Annotated in this window: 21 protein-coding genes; 15 read left to right on the forward strand and 6 right to left on the reverse strand. The window is 46.5% G+C overall.

Annotated features, from left to right (window positions below; genetic code table 11):
- Positions 1 to 391: 391 nt before the first annotated feature.
- The 12 genes from ACT6R0_RS17820 to ACT6R0_RS17875 all read left to right on the forward strand — a co-directional run bounded on the left by ACT6R0_RS17820 (position 392) and on the right by ACT6R0_RS17875 (position 12136).
- Entirely contained in the window at positions 392 to 712 is a 321-nt protein-coding gene (locus tag ACT6R0_RS17820) for a hypothetical protein (protein WP_444655335.1), read from the forward strand.
- A gap of 22 nt (positions 713 to 734) precedes the next feature.
- The gene (locus tag ACT6R0_RS17825; RefSeq protein WP_444655334.1) at positions 735 to 1616 is read left to right on the forward strand and encodes an SDR family NAD(P)-dependent oxidoreductase; all 882 of its coding nucleotides are present in this window, start codon (positions 735 to 737) and stop codon (positions 1614 to 1616) included.
- A gap of 11 nt (positions 1617 to 1627) precedes the next feature.
- Positions 1628 to 3199 carry an FAD-dependent oxidoreductase gene (locus tag ACT6R0_RS17830; RefSeq protein ID WP_444655333.1) on the forward strand — a complete coding sequence of 524 codons (1572 nt, stop codon included), beginning with the start codon at positions 1628 to 1630 and terminating at the stop codon, positions 3197 to 3199.
- A 17-nt stretch (positions 3200 to 3216) separates the two neighbouring features.
- Positions 3217 to 3459 carry a hypothetical protein gene (locus tag ACT6R0_RS17835; protein WP_444655332.1) on the forward strand — a complete coding sequence of 81 codons (243 nt, stop codon included), beginning with the start codon at positions 3217 to 3219 and terminating at the stop codon, positions 3457 to 3459.
- A gap of 18 nt (positions 3460 to 3477) precedes the next feature.
- Positions 3478 to 4647 carry a zinc-dependent alcohol dehydrogenase gene (locus ACT6R0_RS17840; RefSeq protein ID WP_444655331.1) on the forward strand — a complete coding sequence of 390 codons (1170 nt, stop codon included), beginning with the start codon at positions 3478 to 3480 and terminating at the stop codon, positions 4645 to 4647.
- A 20-nt stretch (positions 4648 to 4667) separates the two neighbouring features.
- Positions 4668 to 5417, forward strand: coding sequence for an SDR family oxidoreductase (locus ACT6R0_RS17845; protein WP_444655330.1), 750 nt, complete (start codon positions 4668 to 4670; stop codon positions 5415 to 5417).
- Between the two features lie 21 nt (positions 5418 to 5438).
- On the forward strand, positions 5439 to 7670 hold the full coding sequence (locus ACT6R0_RS17850; RefSeq protein ID WP_444655329.1) for a hypothetical protein: 2232 nt from the start codon (positions 5439 to 5441) through the stop codon (positions 7668 to 7670).
- A gap of 208 nt (positions 7671 to 7878) precedes the next feature.
- Positions 7879 to 8715, forward strand: a complete 837-nt coding sequence (locus ACT6R0_RS17855; RefSeq protein ID WP_444655328.1) for an STAS domain-containing protein — start codon at positions 7879 to 7881, stop codon at positions 8713 to 8715.
- Positions 8716 to 8733: 18 nt separating this feature from the next.
- Positions 8734 to 9132 (forward strand): STAS domain-containing protein, encoded by a 399-nt coding sequence (locus tag ACT6R0_RS17860; protein WP_444655327.1) that lies wholly within the window; start codon positions 8734 to 8736, stop codon positions 9130 to 9132.
- Positions 9113 to 9526, forward strand: coding sequence for an anti-sigma regulatory factor (locus ACT6R0_RS17865; RefSeq protein ID WP_444655326.1), 414 nt, complete (start codon positions 9113 to 9115; stop codon positions 9524 to 9526). Before ACT6R0_RS17860 ends, ACT6R0_RS17865 begins: the two co-directional genes overlap by 20 nt.
- Positions 9519 to 10535 (forward strand): SpoIIE family protein phosphatase, encoded by a 1017-nt coding sequence (locus tag ACT6R0_RS17870; RefSeq protein ID WP_444655325.1) that lies wholly within the window; start codon positions 9519 to 9521, stop codon positions 10533 to 10535. The genes ACT6R0_RS17865 and ACT6R0_RS17870 overlap by 8 nt, the downstream gene beginning before the upstream one ends.
- A gap of 2 nt (positions 10536 to 10537) precedes the next feature.
- A complete protein-coding gene (locus ACT6R0_RS17875) occupies positions 10538 to 12136 on the forward strand; it encodes a sensor histidine kinase (RefSeq protein ID WP_444655324.1) in 1599 nt (532 codons plus the stop codon).
- 5 nt (positions 12137 to 12141) lie between these two features.
- On the opposite strand, the gene uvrA is transcribed toward ACT6R0_RS17875, so the two are convergent.
- The 4 genes from uvrA to ACT6R0_RS17895 all read right to left on the reverse strand — a co-directional run bounded on the left by uvrA (position 12142) and on the right by ACT6R0_RS17895 (position 19124).
- Positions 12142 to 14682: an excinuclease ABC subunit UvrA gene (gene uvrA / locus ACT6R0_RS17880; protein ID WP_444655323.1), complete on the reverse strand. Its 2541-nt coding sequence runs from the start codon at positions 14680 to 14682 to the stop codon at positions 12142 to 12144.
- Positions 14683 to 14841: 159 nt separating this feature from the next.
- On the reverse strand, positions 14842 to 18126 hold the full coding sequence (locus tag ACT6R0_RS17885; protein ID WP_444655322.1) for a CheR family methyltransferase: 3285 nt from the start codon (positions 18124 to 18126) through the stop codon (positions 14842 to 14844).
- A 47-nt stretch (positions 18127 to 18173) separates the two neighbouring features.
- Positions 18174 to 18599: a response regulator gene (locus ACT6R0_RS17890; protein WP_444655321.1), complete on the reverse strand. Its 426-nt coding sequence runs from the start codon at positions 18597 to 18599 to the stop codon at positions 18174 to 18176.
- Positions 18600 to 18683: 84 nt separating this feature from the next.
- On the reverse strand, positions 18684 to 19124 hold the full coding sequence (locus ACT6R0_RS17895; RefSeq protein WP_444655320.1) for a response regulator: 441 nt from the start codon (positions 19122 to 19124) through the stop codon (positions 18684 to 18686).
- 424 nt (positions 19125 to 19548) lie between these two features.
- On the opposite strand from ACT6R0_RS17895, the gene ACT6R0_RS17900 reads away from it, so the two are divergent.
- The gene (locus ACT6R0_RS17900) at positions 19549 to 20112 is read left to right on the forward strand and encodes a helix-turn-helix domain-containing protein (RefSeq protein ID WP_444655319.1); all 564 of its coding nucleotides are present in this window, start codon (positions 19549 to 19551) and stop codon (positions 20110 to 20112) included.
- A 13-nt stretch (positions 20113 to 20125) separates the two neighbouring features.
- Positions 20126 to 20569, forward strand: a complete 444-nt coding sequence (locus tag ACT6R0_RS17905; RefSeq protein WP_444655318.1) for a response regulator — start codon at positions 20126 to 20128, stop codon at positions 20567 to 20569.
- Between the two features lie 472 nt (positions 20570 to 21041).
- On the opposite strand, the gene ACT6R0_RS17910 is transcribed toward ACT6R0_RS17905, so the two are convergent.
- Together ACT6R0_RS17910 and ACT6R0_RS17915 are read right to left on the reverse strand one after the other, a co-directional pair.
- Entirely contained in the window at positions 21042 to 21638 is a 597-nt protein-coding gene (locus tag ACT6R0_RS17910; RefSeq protein ID WP_444655317.1) for a YciE/YciF ferroxidase family protein, read from the reverse strand.
- A gap of 34 nt (positions 21639 to 21672) precedes the next feature.
- Complete coding sequence (locus ACT6R0_RS17915) at positions 21673 to 22152, reverse strand: CinA family protein (RefSeq protein WP_444655316.1); 480 nt, start codon at positions 22150 to 22152, stop codon at positions 21673 to 21675.
- A 94-nt stretch (positions 22153 to 22246) separates the two neighbouring features.
- Between ACT6R0_RS17915 and ACT6R0_RS17920 the strand changes: the two genes are divergently transcribed.
- On the forward strand, positions 22247 to 22456 hold the full coding sequence (locus ACT6R0_RS17920; RefSeq protein ID WP_444655315.1) for a DUF3606 domain-containing protein: 210 nt from the start codon (positions 22247 to 22249) through the stop codon (positions 22454 to 22456).
- Positions 22457 to 22463 lie beyond the last annotated feature (7 nt).

The following is a 22463-nucleotide window of genomic DNA, read 5'->3' on the forward strand; positions in this document are numbered from 1 at the left end:
CAACGGCGCGCCAATGCCGGGCGATGACTACTGGTTCACCGTTACCTACCGCGAAGGCGGCGTGACAAAAGAGTTCAGGGCCCACTTCGCACTGAAGCGATAAAAAAACCTGCAGATCTCAAGATCTGCAGGTTTTTTTAGAATGACCAACTTCCATTGTTGCACTTCCCAAAGACCTTTTCAATAAAAGGTGCATAAATTATGCAATGAATTACAATTTTAAAATGTTAGCTTGTGTCGCGCGACAAATTTTAACGCATGATTAACGGCGTCACAATTCTATGCCCAAACTTTAACGGCCCGATGTAAGTAGTTGGTATAATGATGTAAAATGCTTGTTCCAAGTATGCTTAATTTTATGTTTATAAATCATAAACTAAAAAAATAAGCTATGTCAATTATTCAAAACGACCACTCAGAAGGGCCTGTTGCAAAGGCTATTGAAAACCAGACTTCAAAATTACCGTCCGACCTTTTTCTATGGGCCGCTATCGGCTCAATGGCAGCATCTGCAACACTAAAGATCCTTGGCAGGGATAAGTCCGCACTATTTGTAGGGCAATGGGCAGCACCATTTTTACTGTTCGGCGTTTACAATAAAATAGTAAAGGTAGAAGGCAGCGACAAAAACAGCAGTCCAAATGAAACACGCCCTGCGCCACCGGAGCAGCATCCTATAAGTAATTATGCCGAACCCGAAGGAAATATTTAAACCAAACTTAAATATACAACCTATGGAAACCAAACATGCACTGATCACCGGAGCCACAAGCGGAATTGGCTATGAGCTGGCAAAACTATTCGCGCAGGATGGCTATAGCCTTGTACTTGTGGCACGAAGCAAAGACAACCTAGAGGTGACCGCAAAAGAAATGGAACAGCTAAACAGCAGTATCCACACACATATTATACCTGCAGACCTTTTTGAGGCCGATGCGGCGCAAAAGGTGTATGACAAAACCACTGAACTCGGCATAACGGTGAATATCCTGGTAAATGACGCCGGGCAGGGCGAGTGGGGCAGGTTCATTAAGACCGACCTGAAGCGGGAACTCGACCTTATACAACTTAATATTTCATCGCTTGTAAGCCTTACGAAATTCTACCTGAAGGAAATGACAGCGCGAAATGAAGGAAGGATCTTGCAGTTGGCATCATCGGTATCGAAAGCGCCATCGCCGTATCTCTCGGTATACGCAGCAACTAAAGCATTCGTGTTATCATTCACCGAGGCGCTTATTGAAGAACTGGAAGATACCGATGTAACGGTCACAGCCCTTCAGCCGGACGCTACCGATACGGATTTCTTCCACAAAGCTAAGGCGGAGAACAGTGTTACCTACAGGGAAAAAGATCTTTATACCGCCGAAGAGGTAGCTAAAGCAGGTTATGAAGGATTAATGCAGGGCAGCAGGACGGTAGTTCCAGGATTTGTGAACAAGGCCCAGGCAGTTTTGAACATAGTTATGCCTGACAGTGCCATTGCCGCCAACATGCACAAGCAAATGGAGTCGAGCATGAAAGAAGATGGTCGTTTGGCCAGCTCTCACCCGGCATCACAGCGGGAAAGGAGCAGCATCAATGAAAAGAAAGATGGTATAAACGGTGATTATTAAAAAAATGGATCATGAATGGCAATGACCCTATAGATGACAAGGTAACAAGCGGCAGCCACCATTCGTATTGGAATGATTCGGTAGAGCCGCTCAAATTCAGTACACTGGACTCGGATAAATTTGCCGATGTGCTTGTAATAGGTGGAGGCATATCAGGACTGACCACTGCTTACTGCCTTGCCAGATCAGGCAGGAAAGTGATGCTGCTTGAGGATGGGAATTTAGGGAGTGGAGAGACAGGTCGTACAACGGCGCACATTACATATGCCCTGGATGACCGCTATTATGATATTGAGAAATTCTTTGGAGAAGAAAAAGCGAAATTAACCGCACAAAGCCACAGGCAGGCGTTGGAATGGATAAACAGCGTAGTGACACTTGAGGATATCGATTGCGATTTCAGGAGGGTGGACGGGCATCTTTTCAGCGATCCGACCGATAAGGAAGAGAACCTTGATAAAGAGCTCGAAGCCACGCAAAAGGCTGGGCTTCCCACCGAAATGATTGACACAATACCCGGATTCCCGCCCGGTAAGGATCAACGGGCCATAAGGTATCCGTCGCAGGGGCAGTTCCATGTACTTAAATACCTGAAAGGCCTGGCAGGTGCGGTCATCCGGATGGGCGGTGAGATCTACACCGGCACCCGCGCCGAAGACATTACCAAAAAGGGTGCAAAGGCTAACGGCTTTACCGTAAGGGCTAACCATATTGTAGTAGCTACAAACACACCTGTAAATGATCTGTTTACCATGCACACCAAGCAGTGGCCCTACCGCACGTATGTTATAGCGGCTAAAGTACCTAAGGGCGTGCTGCCTTACAGCATGTGGTGGGATACCGGCAACCAGGATTCGAAATGGGTCGCCAAGCCTTACCACTATGTACGGTTGGAGCCTTTCGATGATAATTTTGACCTGCTTATCTCGGGCGGGGAAGATCATAAGACAGGGCAGGCCGACGAGGAAAATATTACTGAGGCGCAGCGTTATGGCAGGCTCACCGCATGGACCCGCGCACATTTCCCTTACCTGACAGAGATCGCTTACCGATGGTCAGGCCAGGTAATGGAACCTGTAGATTCATTGGGTTACATTGGTAAAAATCCCGGTGACGATAATATATACATCATCACTGGCGATTCCGGCAATGGTATGACACACGGTACATTGGGAGGCCTTATTATAAACGACCTCATTACAGGGCAGGAAAATCCGTATGCAGGGATCTATGACCCGTCAAGGATCACGCTCCGTACAGGTTTTGACTATCTGAAGGAGGTTGGCAATATGGCCTACAGGATGATAAAAGACTGGATATCGTCTGGTGATATAAAGGAACTCGATGAGCTTTCTCCGGGCAAAGGTGCTATACTCTCCAAAGGCCTGGACAAGATAGCGGTGTACAGGGATGATGATGGCACGCTGCACAGCTGTTCGGCCATCTGCCCGCACATGGGTGGTGTGCTGCAATGGAATGATGACGAAAGATCCTTTGACTGCCCCCTTCATGGTTCCAGGTTCACTGCCTATGGCGAAGTGGTTAACGGGCCTGCTGTGTGCGGGTTAAAAAAAGTTGAATAAACGTAAATACATACATTATGAAAAAACAAGGAATCAAACTGGCGGGCATGGCATTGCTTATGCTTGCTTCTTTATGCTGGTCCTGCAAACAGAACGATAAGCCTGATGAAGGATCATATGGCGAAAGTGAAACTGAACGGAGGGAAACACCAACAAGCGCTGACGATGCTACTAACGATCCGGACAGCGTTACGCACGAAACAGGGCCTGGTTCGGCGACAGTAGGCGATACATTGCACAAAACACCTCAGCGTCCATAATAACTAAAAAGAATTAACATGAAAGCAGCAGTAATACACGGTCCTGGGAATATTTCCTGCGACAATATCGATGACCCGAAACTCCAAAACCCGGATGACATAATCCTAAAGGTAACCTCTACAGCTATTTGTGGTTCCGATCTTCATATTTATTCGGGTGGGTTCCCGCAGCCAAGACCAATGGTTTTGGGGCATGAGTTCATGGGGATCATTGAAGAAGTAGGAAAAGGAGTGACCCACTTGAGGCCCGGCGACAGGGTGGTAGTACCGTTCCCTATAGCGTGCGGTTCATGCTTTTTTTGCAACCATGAGCTGCCCGGCCATTGCGAGCACAGTAATCCTGATAATTATGGCCCGGAGGGCGGGCTGGTCACGGAAAAAGGCGGTGCGCTTTTTGGCTATACCGATCTTTATGGCGGTTATGACGGCGGGCAGGCGCAATATGTACGTGTACCTTACGCGAACTTCGGGCCGCGCGTGGTGCCGGATAACCTGACTGATGAGCAGGTATTGTTCCTTACCGATATTTTCCCGACAGGCTACACCGGTATCGACTGGGGCGAAGTGAAGGGTGGCGAAACAGTTGCCATTTTCGGCTCAGGCCCCGTGGGGATCATGGCAGCCAAAAGCGCCTGGCTTCGCGGTGCCGGAAGGGTAGTTATCGTAGATACGCAGCAATACCGCCTGGATAAGGCGAAGCAAACCGCTAATTGCGAGACCATACTGTGGGAAGACGGCCCGAAAGATGTAGTCGCCAAAATACGTGAAATGACCCAGGGACGTGGTGCCGATGTTTGTGTGGAAGCCGTTGGCTTTGAGCCGGACAGGAGCTTTATGGACAGGGCAAAGGCTGTAGTCAACTTTGAAAAGGGTTCCGTAAAAGTGCTTGAGGCCTGTATGAGCGCCGTGCGCCGTGGTGGAATAGTATCAGTATTGGGCGTATATCCTGTAAACTATGACAACTTCCCGATAGGTCAATTCTTCGATAAGGGCATTATCATGAAAGGTGGCCAGGCACCCGCACACAAGCACATCGATAAATTATTGGGTTATGTAAAAGAGGGCAAGGTAACTTTAGACGACATCATTACCCACAGGCTGCCCCTGACTGAAATTGCGCATGGCTATGATATTTTCAAGAAAAAAGAAGATGGCTGTGTAAAGGTGGTTCTCGACCCCTGGGCCTAAATAAACGAACAGATAATGCTATGGAAAAATTGAAACATCACCTGCCGCAGAGCCTAACCGGTAAAAAGATAGTAGTGACAGGAGGGACCACCGGTATAGGAAGGGCATCGGCATTGTTGCTTTCTGAGTTGGGGGCCCACGTATTGATCGTGGGCCTCAACGAGCAACATTTAAAGGACACATTGCAGGACATGTATGCTGTGGCTGAAGGCGAAGTATATGATGTGATCGCAGACCTTAGTACGAAAGAAGGGATAGCGAAGGTATTTAGTGCCGTAGATGATAATTTTGGAACACCGGATATACTGATCAATAACGCCGCACTAGCATTCGGAAATGTAGAAGAAGGCAGCTATGACGACTGGCAACGGGTTATAAATACCAACCTTTTAGCTTATGTAGCCTGCTGTGCCGAGGCTGTCAAACGAATGAAGGACGGTGGCCACATCGTGAATGTAGGCTCCATGAGCGCTGATGTGCGCGAGGCGACCGGCTCTGTATACGTAGCTACGAAGTCGGGCATACAGGGCTTCTCTGAAGCTTTGCGAAAAGAGGTGAATGAAAAGGGCATAAAGGTAACGCTCATAGAGCCTGGCGCGGTGGATACCGATATGCAGCCGCAGTCGACAGAAGAAAAAAAGCAGGAAGTGAAAAATTTAAAAATGCTTGCGGCAGACGATATCGCGGTAAGCATACTGTATTGCCTTTCACAGCCTAAACGTTGTGATGTTGTGGACCTTAAGATCAGGCCGCACCTGCAAATAATATAATGTTTAAGTAAATACTATTCTATGAAGCCAGTTTCTGCATGGATAGCTGCCGCGCAGGTAAATTTGGATAGCGGTACACTTATTTTACAAAGGGATCTGGATAAATATTCCTTAGAAGTCATTTTTGACAGGAACAGCCTCTGGTTCGTTGCGCTTTGGGAAAATGGAGGTAGGGTGGCCTTCAGGGCGGCACATGCGGCGGGGGCGGAGCTGGCCCTGAAGAACATTCATGAAGAGCCTGACAAAGTGCTTTTCGACCTGGAAAGCTATACGATGCGTATAGCCGTAGTACTCTCATTTCCGGAAGTTGGCAAGTCTATATTCCGGTATACCACTACCATAACGCCCGCATTTGATATGGTGATGCCCTATTGGCCAAGGGATATCATGCCGCTATTCGCGGCGAACGGAAAAACCCAAAACACTTCAGGGACGATACATGCCGGGCAGGTAGGGACACGCTCAGGGCAGCTGTTCTTTAGCCTTGAAAGGCCGGAAACCGGGTCGGTCTTTTATTTCCAGAACCTTACCGCGCTGAACCCGTTTTTCGAGGCAACAAAAACATCGGGCGCAGACCTCGTTGGCGGCGTATGGCCTGAGATAGGGTTGAAGTTGCCGGCTTTGGAAGACCAGCCTTTGAAAAAGGGAGAGCCATATGTTATTTCTGATGCGTTCATAAAGTTGAGCGATGAGGTTATAAAAGATAATTACCAAATGTCGCAGGCTTTCTTAAACCACCTGGCAGACATTTACCTGCTTATTCCCAAACCGGGCACAAAATACCAGGATTGGCACGGAATGCTAAAAAAAGGGCTTACGGACCTAAAAGAGCATCATGGGTGCTGGAAATTCGCAGAGGGCCGCAGCTACCTGAATGCTTATGTGAGCGATTACAAAACGCCTCCGGAGAGCATGGTGCAGCTGGCAGTGCTTCTCCCGCTGATGGATTATGACAGCTGGAGCGGTGAGGATCATAGTGACCTTATTGATACGATACATGAAGGCCTCGAAAATTTTTATGATAAGGAACTGGGAACAGTGGTGCGCTGGCTGCCGTCACTCGAAAAGAACCTCGATTGGAGCGAAGAGCAAAAGCAGCCCGAAGTCATGGACGCCTGGTACCTGCACCACCCGCTACTCAATTTATCGCGGCTTGCGCTTAATGGCGATAAGCTGGCGACAAAGCTTGTACTGGATTCCATTGATTACGTTATTAAAGTAGCCCATCATTTCAATTACGAATGGCCTGTATTTTACAAGATGGCAACCCTGGAGGTCTTAAAGAAAGAGACTGCCGAGGGCATGGGTGGCGAAAAGGATGTGCCGGGTGCTTATGCCCACCTGATGATACAGGTATGGCAGCTTACCGGCGATAAGAAATACTTTGATGAAGCCTGCAAAGCAGCCCGTAAAATGGACGGCCTTGGTTTTGATATTTTTTACCAGGCGAACAACACTTCATTTTCGGCAGGTGCATTATTGAGGCTTTATAAGGAGACGAAAGATAAAGTATACCTTGACCTTAGTTACCTGTGCATCGCGTCTATACTTAAAAATGTACAGCTTTGGGAATGTGATTATGGCAATGGCAAGCATTTTCCGAGCTTCTTTTCGGTATTTCCGCTAAAGGATGCCCCTTATACCGCTGCCTACGAAGAGCAGGAGGTTTTTGCGGGGGTGCATACTTTTTTAAAAGAGGCCGAAGGCGTGGATGAGGTGCTTCCGTCTGTCAAGCTGCTGCTGGCGGAGTTCGTAAAATATGTCATCAATAAAGTGGCTTACTATTATCCTCCGCTGCTCCCTAAGGAGATCATCGCAGATAAAAAAGATGTACGCACAGGTGAAATTGACCCTGACCTTTGGATCGCTCTCGAAGACCTCCAGGATGGTTGGGAGAGGTGTGGGCAGGTAGGACAGGAAGTATATGGTGCGGGTATCGCTTTTGGTATTGTCCCCAGGCAATATTTTAAAGTGGAAAAAGGCGGTTTCATGGTATTCAATGAATATCCTGCCACCGATTTTAAGGTGAAGGGCAATATGCTCAGCTTTTATACCAGGGGCGACGCAAGGCTGGACTTCCGTATGGTGATCGTTCCTATGAGTGGTAAAAAAATGCCGGGGATCAGGGTGTGGTATGACAAAAAAGCTAATTCCAATGAGATACAACCCGAAGGCATGCCTGCTAAAACGATGTTAGCTTTCAGGGTTAAAGGGGACAGCAGGATAAAGATAGAATTCATTTCGAAAAACTGATCCGGCAACAATGGACAGCAAGCCTGGACCAAAGAGATACCTTGTTCCAGGCTTGTTGTTTTATAATTCACAGATATACCTCACCGCCCATCATATCTTTACAAATAAGTGTTAAAGTTGTAAGAATATTTGTTTGCGATATAACATCGTGCGCTTTCGATTTGGTTATATTTGTTAGGATTTTTATGGCTAATATACAAACACAAATATGGAGAATAATACGATCGCCGTCCTAAGAGACAACAAAAAGCAGGTTTTGGATTTATGGGTTGACATGCAAACCAGTGAAGACAGCTATTTTAATGCTGAAGACCAAAATGCAGATTCTCAGGAGCTAGTCGAAGCTTTTGTAAATGCGTTAGATGCTGATACGCTTGAAAATAAAGATGCGATAGGATTTGATAAGGCAAAAGAAGTATTGATGGGTATATCGGTCTCTAGGGCGAAACAAGGATTTTCCCCCCGGGAAACAGGAATATACCTCTTCAGTTTTAAAGAGGCTATATTAAAGACATTGTACGATAATGTAAGCGATCCTGTAGCATTGCATGCTGACAGCCTCAAAATTAGCAGAATATTGGACAATATGGCGATCCTGACCTTTGAGGGCTTTATAAAGGGACGGGAGGAACTCATTTCCAGGCAAACAGATGAGATCACTGAAATTTCCACACCTGTAATACGTGTTTGGGACGGTATCGTAGCATTGCCTATCATTGGCACGCTTGACAGTTCCAGGACACAGGTAGTTATGGAAAGCCTTTTGCAGCAAATAGTAGAAACAGGCAGTACAATTGCAATTCTTGACATTTCGGGAGTGCCTGCTGTTGATACCCTTGTGGCGCAACACCTTATAAAGACCGTTAGCGCGACACGCCTGCTAGGCGCTGAATGTATCATTAGCGGCATACGTCCGGAAATCGCACAGATCGTTGTACACCTGGGCATCGACCTTTCTAACATCATTACGAAATCGACACTTGCAAGCGCGCTTCAAACCGCATTTGCAATGCTTCAGATACAAGTCAGCAACAAAAGACAATAATCCACTTACTGATACATTATGGATAGGATACCTATTTTAAAAATGGGCGATTTTCTGCTGGTAACCATACAAGTGGATCTATACGACCAACTGGCTGAAAACCTGGAGACAGACCTGGTCAACTCAGTGAAAAAATTTGATTCGAAAGGCGTACTGATCGATATTTCATCAGTTGCGATAATCGATTCCTTTATGGGAAGGATATTAGGGAATATCGGCGTTATGTCAAAGATAATGGGTGCTGAAGCAGTTATCGTAGGCATGCAGCCAGCAGTGGCGATTACTTTGGTTGAACTGGGACTCACCCTTACCGGCATTACAACAGCATTGAATGTTGAAAAAGGGATGGAACTTTTGCGTTCTAAAATGGGATTAGGTTACGGCCAAAATAATTATCATGACAACAATACTGAATAGGGAAGATCTTGTTGTCGCCAGGGAGCAGGATGTTGTGCCTTTGCGCAATAAAGTAAGAGATGCTGCGGTAAAGGTTGGGATGAGCATATTAAACCAAACCAAACTGATAACTGCGGCAAGCGAATTGGTAAGGAACCTGCTAAAGTATGGAGGGGGTGGCAGTGTTGCCATTGAGACGGTGAACAATGGGCGCGATAACGGTATCCGGTTGGTATTTGCCGACAAGGGCCCGGGCATTGCTGATATAGAGATGGCAATGAAAGACGGTTACAGCACCGGAAAAAGCCTGGGGCTAGGGCTTCCGGGGACAAAAAGGCTGGTAAATGTTTTTGATATAAGATCGACGGTGGGCGAAGGCACTACCGTTACAATTATAAAATGGAAGAATGGATAATGCCGCCTTTACAAGCTATAAGATCGAGGACAAAAGTTATGTTTCATTTATAAAGCGGGAGATCCATAACCTTGCGACAGCTAAGGGATATAGTTCACAAAAAACGGGTGAGATCGATATTATCATATCTGAACTCACCTCGAACCTGACAAAATTCGTTGGGGAGGGGGAACTTTTATACCGCGCTGCAAGCGACAGGAATGGTGATTTTTTTGAGATGTACTGCCTTGATGACGGGCAGGGCATTACGAACCTCAACAGGATGCTGCAGGATGGTGAATCCTCAGCAAAAACGCTGGGGCAGGGACTTGGAGCGGTACATCGGCTAAGTTCGGAATCTTCTGTATATACACTTAAAGGATGGGGGACGGTAGTATATTCAAAAATTTACAAAGAAGGACCCAAAATCTCAAAAAATAAGTCTCCTGTTGAAGTTACAGGTATAAAGGTCAACATGCCGGGAGAACTGGTTTGTGGGGACGGATTTTTAGTAAAGGAAATTTACGGGGGCTATATGTTTTTTTTGTGTGACGGATTAGGCCACGGGGAATATGCCAGCGAAGCAGCAAATGAAGCCATTGATGCATTCAGGATATGCAGGGAAAAAAGCCCTGCGGAGTTATTGAAGTTCATACACCTACAGGTAAAAAAAACCAGAGGGCTCGTAGGCACGGTCGCGTTTCTTGACCTGAATGAAAAAAAGTGGAGGATATGCGGGATAGGTAATATCTCGACATCAGTCATTACAGGCCTTGAAGGGAAAAATTACACGCCTTATAACGGTATCATAGGGATGAATATCCCACGTACCTTAAATGATTCTGTAGTAGACCTTCAAAAGTACCAAACCCTGATCATGCATAGCGACGGGCTTAAGAACAGGTGGAATATTAACAGCCTGCCGGGACTTATGAAGCATCCCCCGGGTATTATCGCTTCATGCCTGTTTAAGGATAACGCCAGGCGCACAGACGATATGTCTGTTCTTGCGGCTAAAATAAATATATGAGTATGAAGGAGATCTTACGCATTCGCCTTGACAATGAGATGGACCTCATACTGGCACACAAACGGACAATGAAGTTGGCGGAACTTTGCGGATTGTTTTCTTCAGCGCAGACGCGATTTGCAACCGCGGTTTCTGAGATCACGCGATGTTCTATTGCTAATGGGCTTGAGTCAAGCCTGACACTGGGCATACGCACAGTTCCCGGCGGAAAGAAGGAGATCTCTGCAATTATTTATGACAGGATCGATCTGGCAAAGTGCAATCCTGAAGCTATCGCCTACGCCGAGCGACTTTCAAAAGGCATTTTAATGGACTTTGAGAGTGATGTCTATTCCATCACATTAAACGCAAAAGTACCCTATTCCGGCATCTTATCAGAAGGCAGGGCAGAATCATTCATCGATTTTTTTAAGAGGGAAGCGCCGCTGTCCCCCTATGATGAGATCCGCAGAAAGAACATACAGCTTATTGAACTTGCAGATAAGTTAAGTGAGAGTGAAGGCAGCTACAGGCAGCTTACCGATACGCTGCCGCTAATTGTATTCTCTGTCTCTAAATCAGATAAAATTAGTCTGGTCAACAAGAGCGCAGAAACTATTCTCGGACCAAGTTACAGGGATCTCTCGCCTGCGGTAATTTCACTCATTATATATAAAGATGATATTGAATATGTGGCAAGGGCCTGGAGTACCGCAAAGAAAAAATATTCGCTGCAATTATTGCAGGCAAGGGTAGTTATGGATGGCAAGGCTATTTGGCATCAAATATCTTTTGTCCCTAATGCGGACGACAAAAATGATATAACCGGCTGGATCGTAACGATGGTTAACATTCATGCGCAAAAACTCGTTGAAGAAACCCTTAAAGATAACAAGGAACTCAAAGAGGCGCAGGATAAGCTAAGATTATACAATGACGAACTTCAAAAAAAGAATAAAGAACTGGAGCAATTCGCTTATGTGGCAAGCCACGATCTGCAGGAACCATTAAGAAAGATCAGGAATTTTATTTCACTGGCCCAAAGGAGCAGGTCGGATAACGAGAAGCAAGACCTTTATTACAGCAAGATCAATTCTTCGGCCGAAAGGATGTCGCATCTTATCACGGATGTATTGGGGTATTCCAAACTTTCTGTCACCTCAGACGAATTTGCTATGGTTGACCTCAATAGTGTGATAGCTGATGTGATCGGTGATTTTGAGTTTTTGATCAATGAAAAAAATGCAGAGATATCAGTCGGGGAAATGCCTCAATTATCAGGCAGCCCCGTGCAGCTCAGCCAACTATTTTACAACCTTTTAGGCAATTCCCTGAAATTTGCAGATGCAGTTCCCAAGATCAGTATATACAATGAAGTCGTTAGTGCTGAAGGCGGCCAATTCAATAAGATCACGTTATCGGATAACGGTATCGGCATTTCGTCCCAATACATCGAAAAGATCTTTACAATGTTCAAGCGCCTTCATTCCCAAAATGAGTATCCCGGTACCGGAATAGGTTTGGCCATCTGTAAGAAAATAGCAGAAAACCACTCCGGCAGGATCGAGATGGAAAGTACGCCGGGCGCTGGGACAACAGTTCATGTGTACCTTCCGGTCTAACAGGTTTAAATTTCCCCTTTAAAATGGCGCTTTAAATAAAGTGCTGTCCGGCTTTCCGGACTTTTTGCTATTTGCGCAGGGATTCCTTGTGCAACGATCTTCCCACCCTTATTGCCAGCGCCGGGCCCAATATCGATAACCCAGTCACTTTGTACGATCACATCCATGTCGTGTTCTACCACGATCACAGTATTGCCGGCATCGACCAGTCCCTTTAGCTGTACCATGAGCTTTTCTACGTCAGACGGGTGCAGCCCTGTTGTGGGCTCGTCCATTATGTACAAGGCATTACCCTGTTGCGCCCGCTGAAGTTCGGTTGCCAGTTTTATGCGCTGCGCTTCGCCACCGGAGAGTTCTGTAGCGGGCTGGCCCAGCCGCAGGTATCCCAAACCTACCTGCCGAACGACATCGAGGGCATGTGCGACAGGTCTCTCGTTATGAAAGAAGTCATACGCCTCATTTACGGTCATCCCCAATACTTGGGCTATGTTCCTGCCTTCATATTCCACCTCAAGGGTCTGCGCATTGTATCGTGTACCATGGCAGGTAGGGCAGGGCGAGTAGACACTGGGCAGGAAGAGCAGCTCGACCATCACGAAGCCTTCTCCCTGGCAATGGGGGCAACGGCCTTTTGCGACATTGAATGAAAATCTCCCGGCATCGTATTTCCTTGATCGTGCCAGTTTTGTCGCTGCGAATAATTTCCGGATATTGTCAAAAAGGCCAGTATAGGTGGCAAGGTTCGATCTGGGTGTCCTGCCGATCGGTTTTTGGTCGACCACCACAAGCCGTTTTATATCTTCAAGGCCTTCTGTAATAGTCCCTCCAAGAGTTTCGATATTTGCCTGCTCTAAAGGGTTTTCATCGGTTTCGGCAGTAGTATCTATCGATGCGCCAAGGTGGTTTGCGACCAGTTCGACAAGCACCTGGCTTACCAGTGTGCTTTTCCCGGAACCCGATACCCCTGTAACGCTTGTGAACACGCCCAAAGGAAGATCTACCGACAAGTCGCTTAGATTATTTTTGGTTACGCCCGTTAATTTAAGCCATCCCTTTGGAACCCTTGTAGCCTTGCCCGCCACTTTCCTGTCACCGAAAATATAGTGGCGCGTTATCGATCCCTCCACTTTTTTAAGGCCGTCGGGCGGACCGCTATACAGCACCTGCCCTCCCGATTCCCCGGCCGCAGGGCCAACGTCGACTATCCAGTCGGCATGCCGGATCACATCGATCTCATGCTCAACGACAAACAATGAATTGCCGGATGCCTTAAGCCTGTCCAGCGACCGTAATAATGCCTCGGTATCCGCGGGGTGCAGCCCCGCGGATGGCTCGTCCAGGACATACACCACACCGAACAGGTTCGAACGTACCTGGGTAGCAAGCCGGAGCCGCTGCAATTCGCCCGGCGAAAGGGTAGGGGTGCTGCGTTCGAGGGTAAGATAGCCAAGGCCAAGGTCCAGGATCACGTTCAGCCTGGCCAGCAGGTCTTCGGCAATGCGATAGGCTACCAGTGTTTTTTCGGGGTGATCCTTATCGGCTTTTGCCAATTGTTCGGACAGGGGTTTTGCGAATGCTGCGAATATTCCTGCCATATCCTCTAAAGGCACCCGGCTCATTTCGGCAATATCTAATCCCGCAAAGGTCACCGACAACGATCCTTTACGCAGCCGCTTTCCATTGCATAGCGGACATTCGCTGCTTATCATGTATTGGGATACCCGTTTCTTCATAAGCGCGCTCTGCGTATTGGAGAACGTATGCATTACATAGCGCCTTACCCCCGTGAACGTGCCCATATAATCAGGCGGCATTTTTTTCTTTACTGCCTCCCTTGTCTGTTCCGGGCTGAGTCCCGGGTACACAGGCACTACCGGCTGCTCGTCGGTAAATAGTATCCAGTCACGGGTCTCTTTGGGCAGATCTTTCCACGGAATATCGACATCGTGGCCCAGGGTTACCAGTATATCCCGCTGGTTTTGCCCCTGCCAGGCCAGCGGCCATGCAGCAACAGCGCGTTCCCTTATTGTAAGCGAGTCATCGGGTACCATAGATCTCTCGGTCACTTCGTATACTTTGCCCAGGCCATGGCACTGCGGACAGGCACCTTCGGGCGTGTTGGAAGAGAAGGCTTCAGCATATATTATCGATTGGCCGGGGGGATAATCGCCGGCCCGGGAGTATAGCATCCTGAGCAGGTTGGACAACGTGGTAACACTGCCTACAGAAGACCGTGTACTCACAGCGCCGCGTTGCTGCTGCAGGGCTACCGCCGGGGGCAGCCCCTCGATCGAGTCGACCTCAGGTATGGCCATTTGGTTGAACAGCCTCCGGGCGTATGGCGATACCGAATCCAGGTACCTGCGTTGCGCTTCGGCATATAACGTACCAAAGGCAAGGGAGGATTTTCCGGAACCGGAAACTCCAGTAAATACCACAAGCGCGTCGCGTGGTATGTCCACATTGATATCCTTGAGGTTATGCTCGCGTGCGCCATTTACTGTTACAAACCCTGTGAATTCTTTCTTGTTCTTTTCCTTTGTCATTGGATAATTTTAGTAATGAGGGGCATTTTTAAACGTACTGTTCCTCCAATGCTTGCACTGCCACCGGCGGTACTGATATGAATTTGGGCAACCCGGTCACAAAACGATATAAGCGTAGCCGGTAAGCGATCTGGGGCTGTGGAACCTACTATGCCGGAATCATACTATCGGCAGGAACAGATTAAACGCGGCCCCTTTGCCGGGTACTCCTTCCGCGGTTATAAAGCCATTATGCTTGAAGGCGATCTTGCTGCAGATAGCCAGTCCGATCCCCGTCCCTTCGAATTTATCCTTACCGTGCAGGCGCTGGAAAGGCTCAAAAATACGTTGTGACTGATCCTGTGCGAAACCTATACCGTTATCTGTAATACTGATCTTATGATAGCGGGTTTCCGGATCTCCCTCAATATTGCCCTTTTCTGCAATGGCTGCAGTGATCTTTATAATGGGTGCCTTTTCCGGCGACCGGTATTTTAGTGCATTGCTGACAAGGTTTACAAGCAGCTGTCGCATCAGTAGTGGGTGTGCCGAGATCATGGGCAGCTTTGCAACTGTAACCGTGGCTTCTGTTGATCGTATCGATTCTGAAAGTTCCTCTGTAACCTCATTAACAAGCGACTCCAGATCAGTATTCTCAAAATCTTTTACATCAAGGTTATTCAGGTGCGAATAATTAAGCAGGTCGTCCGTAAGCTGTTGCATCCTGCGTACCGAAACCATGATCCTCTCCAGGTAGGTAGCAGCTTCTTCAGAGATCGTAGAGCTGCTGTCCTTTAGTATCATCTTCCCGAAGGTATGTATCTTGCGCAGTGGTTCCTGCAGGTCATGGCTGGCGATATAATTAAACGTGGTCAATTCCCTGTTGCTCTCGATCAGCTCGCGGTTGTTGTGCTGCAGGGTGATATTTGCAGCCCTTATCTCAGTAATATCCTCTATCGCCAAAAGCAGCAAAGGTTCGCCAAGTACATCGCTGAGTATCGGCCTTATGTTAAGCAGCATGACCCTTTCCTCTTTGTTGGAAAGGCGCATCTTAAGTTCCAGCCCCTCTATGGTTACCTTATCCTGCAGTGCCCTCGCAAGCTCTCCTTTTAGATCACCGATATGCCATTGCACATTTTTAAGGTCAAAGATCATCTTGCCATCGGTGTCCTGCTCATTGGTTTGCAGGTATTTGTAAAAAGCCGCGTTCGCGCTCTTAATGCTGAATTCCTTATTGAGTATCACCAGCGGCTCCCGTATGGTCTGTATGATCGCTTCGGCATACAGCCTTGCCGTAGTTAGCTGTTCCTGCCTGTCAATGAGCTCATCATTTATGGTAGTGAGCTCTTCATTGTTGGAGCGTAATTCTTCTGTTGAAGTCTCAAGTTCCTCATTGAGCGTCTGCAATTCTTCGCTGTTGCTAAGCAGTTCCTCATTGGCGCTTTGCAGTTCTTCGTTGGCCACTTCCTGCTCCTCGCTCACCTTGCGTATGTCGTGGCGCATCTGCTCGATCTCTGCCTCAAGTTGCTTTATCCTTTCTGACTCCGCGTTTTTGCGTTTTAAGATAGCCATACCTTCATCTGCTACTAATGGCAGCTTGTGGAATAATATCAGTATATGGCCTTCTTCATTCGCGTTTTCCAACGGAATGACTTCAAGGCTCACCAGAAAATTCTCTCCTCTTAGAGCCAGTTGCTCCTTCAGTACCGGTTCATTGTCAGTCTTTACCTTTAGCAGGGCAGCACGAAGCTCGAACACGAGGTCCGGCCGTAGCATTTTGAATATATTAAAATTAGGCTTTCCGGGAGGCTGCGACAGGAACTGGCCCGTCTCTCCATGAAAGTGGATGATCTCTCTTGTGTTATTTATAATTACGCCTGCGGGAGTATATTTAGTAAATAGCAGCTCATTAGCCTTTCTTTGGAAATCAGGTTCATAAGGTTTCTTCCGGGGCTCGCTTTGCCTTTCGGTCTGCTCATTTTCAAAACGCTTATAGGGTGCAGGCACAAAGCTTTCCGATGCATTTTTTCGGGCATATATCTTTTGCCCCTTTAATAATGGCTCGAAAAGGTTAGATGACGTGCCCGCTGTTTCCGACTTTCCTAAGAACAATACGCCATTTGGCCTTAGTGAATAATGGAATGTGCTGAAGGTCTTTTTTTGCAGGAACGGGTCAAGATAGATCAGCACGTTCCTGCAGCTGATGATATCCATTTTTGCGAATGGAGGGTCTTTGGTAAAGTTATGTACGGCAAAAATGCACATGTCCCGTATCTCCTTTTTGATATGGTAGGCGCTCTCGATCTTCGTGAAATAGTTAGTAAGCCTTTCTTCTGGGATATTAAGGATCTCCTGCCTGCTGTAAATGCCTGTCCTTGCTTTAGAAATGACATTTTCAGAAATATCGGTGGCAAATATCTGTACTTTATAATCCTGTATGCGCTCGCCCAGGAATTCATGAAGGCTTATCGCCATCGAGTAGGCTTCCTCTCCTGTAGAGCATCCTGCGATCCAGACCCTGATGGTCTCGCCGGCCCTCTTATCTTCGATCACCCGGGGAAAGGCATTTTCGCACAGCATGCTGAATATCTTGCTGTCCCGGAAAAAGTAGCTTACGGGAATAAGGATATCATTAAAAAGCGACAGCTGCTCCTGTTTGTTCGTGCGCAGGTAGTCGAGGTAGGCTTCGGTATCCTCGCGTTTTGTCATCACCATCCTGCGCGCGATCCTCCGGCGTATCGTGGCCTGCTTATAATGTGTAAAATCGTTGCCTGTTTTCAGTTTCAGCAGCCTGAGGATGCTTTTGTAAAATTCATCATCTTTAGACGAGAGTATATCATCATCTGCGTAGGCATTACTGCTTTCATAGGCGGTGTCGAGGTCATGCAGCTTTTGGGGTATCTCTTCAACTTCCAGTATAAAGTCGGCCGCACCTGCCCGTATCGCGCTAAGCGGCATGCCGTCGTGGGCGGCCGATTCAGGGTTTTGCACAAAAGTAGAGCCCCCCATTTCTTTAATGGTCTTCAGTCCGAGGGTGCCGTCATATCCGGTGCCTGAAAGTATCACGCCGCGTGCGAATCCCTGGTGTACTTCAGCAAGTGAGTTAAAGAACTGGTCGATCACAAGGTTCAGCTTTTTTCCTGTATCGCGTGGATCAAGCTTAAGCTTTCCGTCGTATACGGTAAGCATCTTATTCTCCGGGATAATGTAGATATGGTTGGGCGCGATGTTGATGTCGTCCGTGATCTCATGTACCGGAAGCTCAGTTTCACCAGCCAGTAATTCTGTCAGGATGCTTTCATGTGCCGGGGCCAGGTGCTGTACCAATACGTAGGCCATGCCGGAATTTGGCGGGATGTTGCGCAAAAATTTCCGGAAAGCGTCGAGCCCCCCTGCAGATGCACCGATACCCACCACGGGAAAATTTATAGAATGATGTTCGGGTAATGCTTTTGTTGAACCCATAAGGAATTATAGTGATGTGATATTCTGCAGCGTTAGTCAACTGCCTGCTACTGCGTATTCGGGTGTTTGGCCATGCTCCAATAGTCAAAAATGACCCTGAAGGTATTTTTAACCGTTTCGTAGTCACTGCCTTTCCTGAAAAATCCCTGAACGGTCATTTCGGTAAATGCCTCATTGACATCCTTCTGGTTGGCCATGGTGGAGTAAAATACAAAGGGTATGCTTTTTCTACGAAGCTTTGGGTCGCTGTCTATCAGTTTTTTAAATTCCAGCCCGTTGTTACCCGGCAACTTTACATCTGAAAATATAATATAAATAGACTTTGCGGTGGTGCTAAGGTATTCAAGGCCCTGTTCGGTCGTTTCAAACCATTGTACCGGATTTTTTATCCCGAGCTCATCAAAAATGGAAGTGAGCAAATGCCTGTCGTCGGCATCATCCTCAATGATAATTATTTCCCCTGTTTTAGACATAATATAAAGTATAGGATCGATGAATAACAAATATACCTAATGTATGTCGCATTTCCTTACACAATTTTGCATAAGTGTACTAAATTAAGGGCTTATCACAAATTCGCTGAGCTGTTTTGGAATATGCTGTTCCCAGTCATATGACAATACCTTTGCGATCAGTTTTTCAAGCCCCTCCAGGTCAAAAGGTTTTACCAAGTAGGAACTGGCCCCATATTTAAATGCTTTTTTGATATCCGTTGGATCCTGGCTTGTGGAGTAGACAATTACCGGTACGGTATTGAACTTAGGATCTTTTTTAATATTGTCTAATGTTTCCAGCCCATTCATGACCGGCATGTTAATATCCACAAATATAATATCGGGCTCCGGCTGTCCGTTCTTAAGTTTGGAAACGAGCTCCAGGCCATCATTGGCAACAATAAGGTTGCACTTTAATTTGAGCTTGTTCAGCGCGAACTTAAAGAAGTAGACATCGTCCATATCGTCTTCAGCAAGATAGATATTCCGGATAGCAAGTTTCATAAGTTAATTATTTAGAAACCTAAAAATAGATCTTAAAAGAATTGACTTACAAATAAGTAGTCCTGATAAAAAATAGATTTGGCATCGGTTGGATCTTGTAAAGTTAGGTAGATATAAACCCTGCAGCTATTACTTTAACGTAAAATGTTGGTTTACAGTTAAATATTAAAATTTACTTATCGGATGTCGGGCAAAGTATAGGCGTTTTGAAAATTCCCATATATTGTTCAAAGCTATATAGTAGACGGTCCTGTTATTTGATATGTTTCGTTCTAAAAAATTAGATCAACGATCATGCGTGTAAGATTTTTGTATTAAACAATATTTAATTTTTAACACATTGTGTTATTATTATCATAATTGGGAAGCATAGTAGTGAACAACTGTAATGATCTTTTATATTTACCTGATAAACACACCTATCATGAACCTGCACCTTCGATACAATCTTGACAAGATGTGTCGTGCTGTTTTAACAGAACAGCTTGACAAACTTGGCTTCCGATACTCGCTTACCGACAGTGCATGCGTATATTTTTACGACCATGTACCTGATGAAGACTATGTCAAACTGCATGAGGCTCTACAGCAATATGGCATAGAGATACTCGATAACAAAAAGGCTGTAATGGTGCAAAAGGTGAAAGCCATTATTGGAGGAATGCTGGATAATAGCAATGCGCCGCTCATGAAAGTATCAGCACACCTGTCAAATGAGCTTGGCGAGAATTACCGTACCATTGCCCAGATATTTAGCGAAACCTGCCACATGACCATTGAGAACTTCATCATCATGTGCAAGATCGAGCGCGCAAAGCAGCTGCTGATCGCCGAAGCGCTTTCCCTTACCGAGATCTCTTACAAACTCAACTACAGCAGCGTGGCCCATCTTTCCAACCAGTTCAAGAAGATCACCGGCCTTACGCCCAGTTCTTTCCAAAAGATAGCCGTAAGCAGGAGGCATTTTAAAACGACCATGTTAAACTAAATTACAGGAATATATGTATCTTGATAAACTTCATATTGTACTCGCAGAAGACGATCAGGATGACCGTCTTCTCTTTAATAACGTTTTTAATCATGTAAAGATCAACCACACCCTAAAAATTTGTGAGGATGGTATAGAACTGATGGATCACCTCAGGAATTCCGAAGAGGTTCCTGATATTATTTTCCTGGACCTTACCATGCCGGGCAAGTCCGGTATCGAATGCCTCAAAGAAATTAAAAAAGATCCAAGGCTTCGCGACATAACCATTGCGATATATTCCACAACTTCTGTAAAGGCAACGATCGAGCAGGCTTTCATACTCGGGGCCAATGTATTCATCAAAAAGCCTAACGAGTACGATGAGCTTAAAAAAGTATTGACAGAAGTTATCTACATCAACTGGCAGTACATCACCGAAGGGTTCAATAAAGAACATTTCATGATCAGCTACTAAGCAAAATGCAAAATGACCACAACATAAAAGAGAGACCTACATACGGCTCTCTTTTTTTGCTCATACTACTCAGAGGCGGCATTCCCTTGCGACTGCCTTTCCACAGGGTCGTTCGGTATCAGTTTCGCTGTCGGGACCGTATCCAGCCTTCTCTCTCCATGTCTCCCTGGGCGCCGCCACTGCCCATAGCTATTGTTGAAACAGTCGTCATAGATGGATCATGCAAACAAAAGGTAAAATGATATAAAAGATCACGGCTGTGATCTCATAATTTTATAGTAAGTTATCTATGCAAAGGATAGTAGGCTTATATGATTTGTGTTTACTCAGGTTGTTTGGTTATCCCCTGCACACGCGGGGGATATTTTTTTATCCTTCTATGAGATCACGAACTAAAGACCGCCACACTGGCCTAAATGCAGAAAGCTTCTGTAAGGAAGCTTTCTTTGTTATTGGATCTATGTAATTGTAATTATTCCATTTCCTCCTGCATGCCTTCTGCCGTTCCTTCACCTTCGACAGCATCAAGATTGATCGTATTATATGCGGCATCGGTAAGTATCACATCCGCTTCTTTTTCCTCGGCCAGGGTTTCCTCCAGCAACGAGGCAACCTCTTCTTCACCAAGGATCTTCGCAAAAGCGACAAGCGTACCGTAAGAAGCGATCTCGTAATGCTCGATCTTTTGCGAAGCTGAGATGATGCCTGCATCCCTCACAGGACCCAGCTCGGTATCTTTCATAATGTTTTCGCCTTCTTTTATCAGGCCTTCCATAGCCTCGCATTTTTTACCGCGGCCGTTTTCGCCAAGCATTTCAAATACCTGCTGCAGGCGCTCCACCTGGCGTTCGGTCACGGCTAGGTGCTCGTTGATCGCCTCTTTAAGTTTTGGGTCGGAAGCATTGTTCGCCATCTTCGGCAGTGATCTTACCAGTGCCCGCTCAGCATATACGATATCTTTAAGCTCATCGATAAAAAGTTCCCTCAGGCCTTCTGCCGCCGAGGATCTTGCAGGAACGGTCCTTTGTCCTTTGCCGTAATTGCTTTTGTTTTGTGCTGAATTTGCCATAGTTTTTTTATTTTGAATTAGTTGAATACTTGGATCACCTCTTACAATGTTCATACAGAAGGCCCGCTGCCCTGTCTGTTACCTGAAGGATCATTTCTTCCGGAGCGCCTTTATATACAGTCCTGTCATTTATGGTTCCTGTTGGCGTCACAATAGAAAGGAACATGGTACCCACGGGCTTCTCGGAAGTTTCACTGCCACCGGCTGTCGTAAGCCCTGTAACGGCAACAGTGACCTTCGAATTAAATAACCGTGCCGCCTGCTTTGCCAACGCTGCCGTTACCTCGGCAGACTCGGGTGTATGGTCTTCTATAAGCTTGTGAGGCACATTTAGTATCTGCTCTTTTACAAACACCTCATAGCACGAGATCCCGCCCCGTAAAATTTTTCCTGATTCCTCCGTTAGTGCAAATTCCGAACACATCCTGCCGGCCGTAGCGCTCTCAACGAAAGCTATGTTCCAACCCTTTGCCGCGATGGCCGCGCTGCATCGCTTTATGATCTCTGATGGCATATATACTGCTGTCTTTTTTGGTTCTACTCAAAGATACCTGTCCGTTAGGCCGTAGGTTTTACATAACCTCCCGAACATATTACACGATTTTTCTGTGAGGCATCTCTTGAATTGGAACCCCAAAAGGGTAGCAGATCTTCTGAAGTATCCAGGACTGTCCGGGATCAGCACAAGCGAAAAATATGAAATGGACTACTGGAAAGAGAAGTTCGGCGTTTCGTCCCCACAGCTTTCCGGTCCGGTGCGTGCCGTGGGCAACAATGCAAAAGATGTCGAGGTTTTACCTGAAGGAAAAGAAGGGTAAGAAGTGA

Origin of the sequence: Flavobacterium sp. (assembly GCF_052437795.1) — a bacterium.
GTDB lineage: Bacteria > Bacteroidota > Bacteroidia > Flavobacteriales > Flavobacteriaceae > Flavobacterium.

What these genes read in the sequence shown, in the direction of transcription:
- ACT6R0_RS17820 (WP_444655335.1), top strand. Translation starts at nt 392, where the DNA reads ATGTCAATTATTCAAAACGACCACTCAGAAGGGCCTGTTGCAAAGGCT.
- ACT6R0_RS17825 (WP_444655334.1), top strand. Translation starts at nt 735, where the DNA reads ATGGAAACCAAACATGCACTGATCACCGGAGCCACAAGCGGAATTGGC.
- ACT6R0_RS17830 (WP_444655333.1), top strand. Translation starts at nt 1,628, where the DNA reads ATGAATGGCAATGACCCTATAGATGACAAGGTAACAAGCGGCAGCCAC.
- ACT6R0_RS17835 (WP_444655332.1), top strand. Translation starts at nt 3,217, where the DNA reads ATGAAAAAACAAGGAATCAAACTGGCGGGCATGGCATTGCTTATGCTT.
- ACT6R0_RS17840 (WP_444655331.1), top strand. Translation starts at nt 3,478, where the DNA reads ATGAAAGCAGCAGTAATACACGGTCCTGGGAATATTTCCTGCGACAAT.
- ACT6R0_RS17845 (WP_444655330.1), top strand. Translation starts at nt 4,668, where the DNA reads ATGGAAAAATTGAAACATCACCTGCCGCAGAGCCTAACCGGTAAAAAG.
- ACT6R0_RS17850 (WP_444655329.1), top strand. Translation starts at nt 5,439, where the DNA reads ATGAAGCCAGTTTCTGCATGGATAGCTGCCGCGCAGGTAAATTTGGAT.
- ACT6R0_RS17855 (WP_444655328.1), top strand. Translation starts at nt 7,879, where the DNA reads ATGGAGAATAATACGATCGCCGTCCTAAGAGACAACAAAAAGCAGGTT.
- ACT6R0_RS17860 (WP_444655327.1), top strand. Translation starts at nt 8,734, where the DNA reads ATGGATAGGATACCTATTTTAAAAATGGGCGATTTTCTGCTGGTAACC.
- ACT6R0_RS17865 (WP_444655326.1), top strand. Translation starts at nt 9,113, where the DNA reads ATGACAACAATACTGAATAGGGAAGATCTTGTTGTCGCCAGGGAGCAG.
- ACT6R0_RS17870 (WP_444655325.1), top strand. Translation starts at nt 9,519, where the DNA reads ATGGATAATGCCGCCTTTACAAGCTATAAGATCGAGGACAAAAGTTAT.
- ACT6R0_RS17875 (WP_444655324.1), top strand. Translation starts at nt 10,538, where the DNA reads ATGAAGGAGATCTTACGCATTCGCCTTGACAATGAGATGGACCTCATA.
- uvrA (WP_444655323.1), bottom strand. Translation starts at nt 14,682, where the DNA reads ATGACAAAGGAAAAGAACAAGAAAGAATTCACAGGGTTTGTAACAGTA.
- ACT6R0_RS17885 (WP_444655322.1), bottom strand. Translation starts at nt 18,126, where the DNA reads ATGGGTTCAACAAAAGCATTACCCGAACATCATTCTATAAATTTTCCC.
- ACT6R0_RS17890 (WP_444655321.1), bottom strand. Translation starts at nt 18,599, where the DNA reads ATGTCTAAAACAGGGGAAATAATTATCATTGAGGATGATGCCGACGAC.
- ACT6R0_RS17895 (WP_444655320.1), bottom strand. Translation starts at nt 19,124, where the DNA reads ATGAAACTTGCTATCCGGAATATCTATCTTGCTGAAGACGATATGGAC.
- ACT6R0_RS17900 (WP_444655319.1), top strand. Translation starts at nt 19,549, where the DNA reads ATGAACCTGCACCTTCGATACAATCTTGACAAGATGTGTCGTGCTGTT.
- ACT6R0_RS17905 (WP_444655318.1), top strand. Translation starts at nt 20,126, where the DNA reads ATGTATCTTGATAAACTTCATATTGTACTCGCAGAAGACGATCAGGAT.
- ACT6R0_RS17910 (WP_444655317.1), bottom strand. Translation starts at nt 21,638, where the DNA reads ATGGCAAATTCAGCACAAAACAAAAGCAATTACGGCAAAGGACAAAGG.
- ACT6R0_RS17915 (WP_444655316.1), bottom strand. Translation starts at nt 22,152, where the DNA reads ATGCCATCAGAGATCATAAAGCGATGCAGCGCGGCCATCGCGGCAAAG.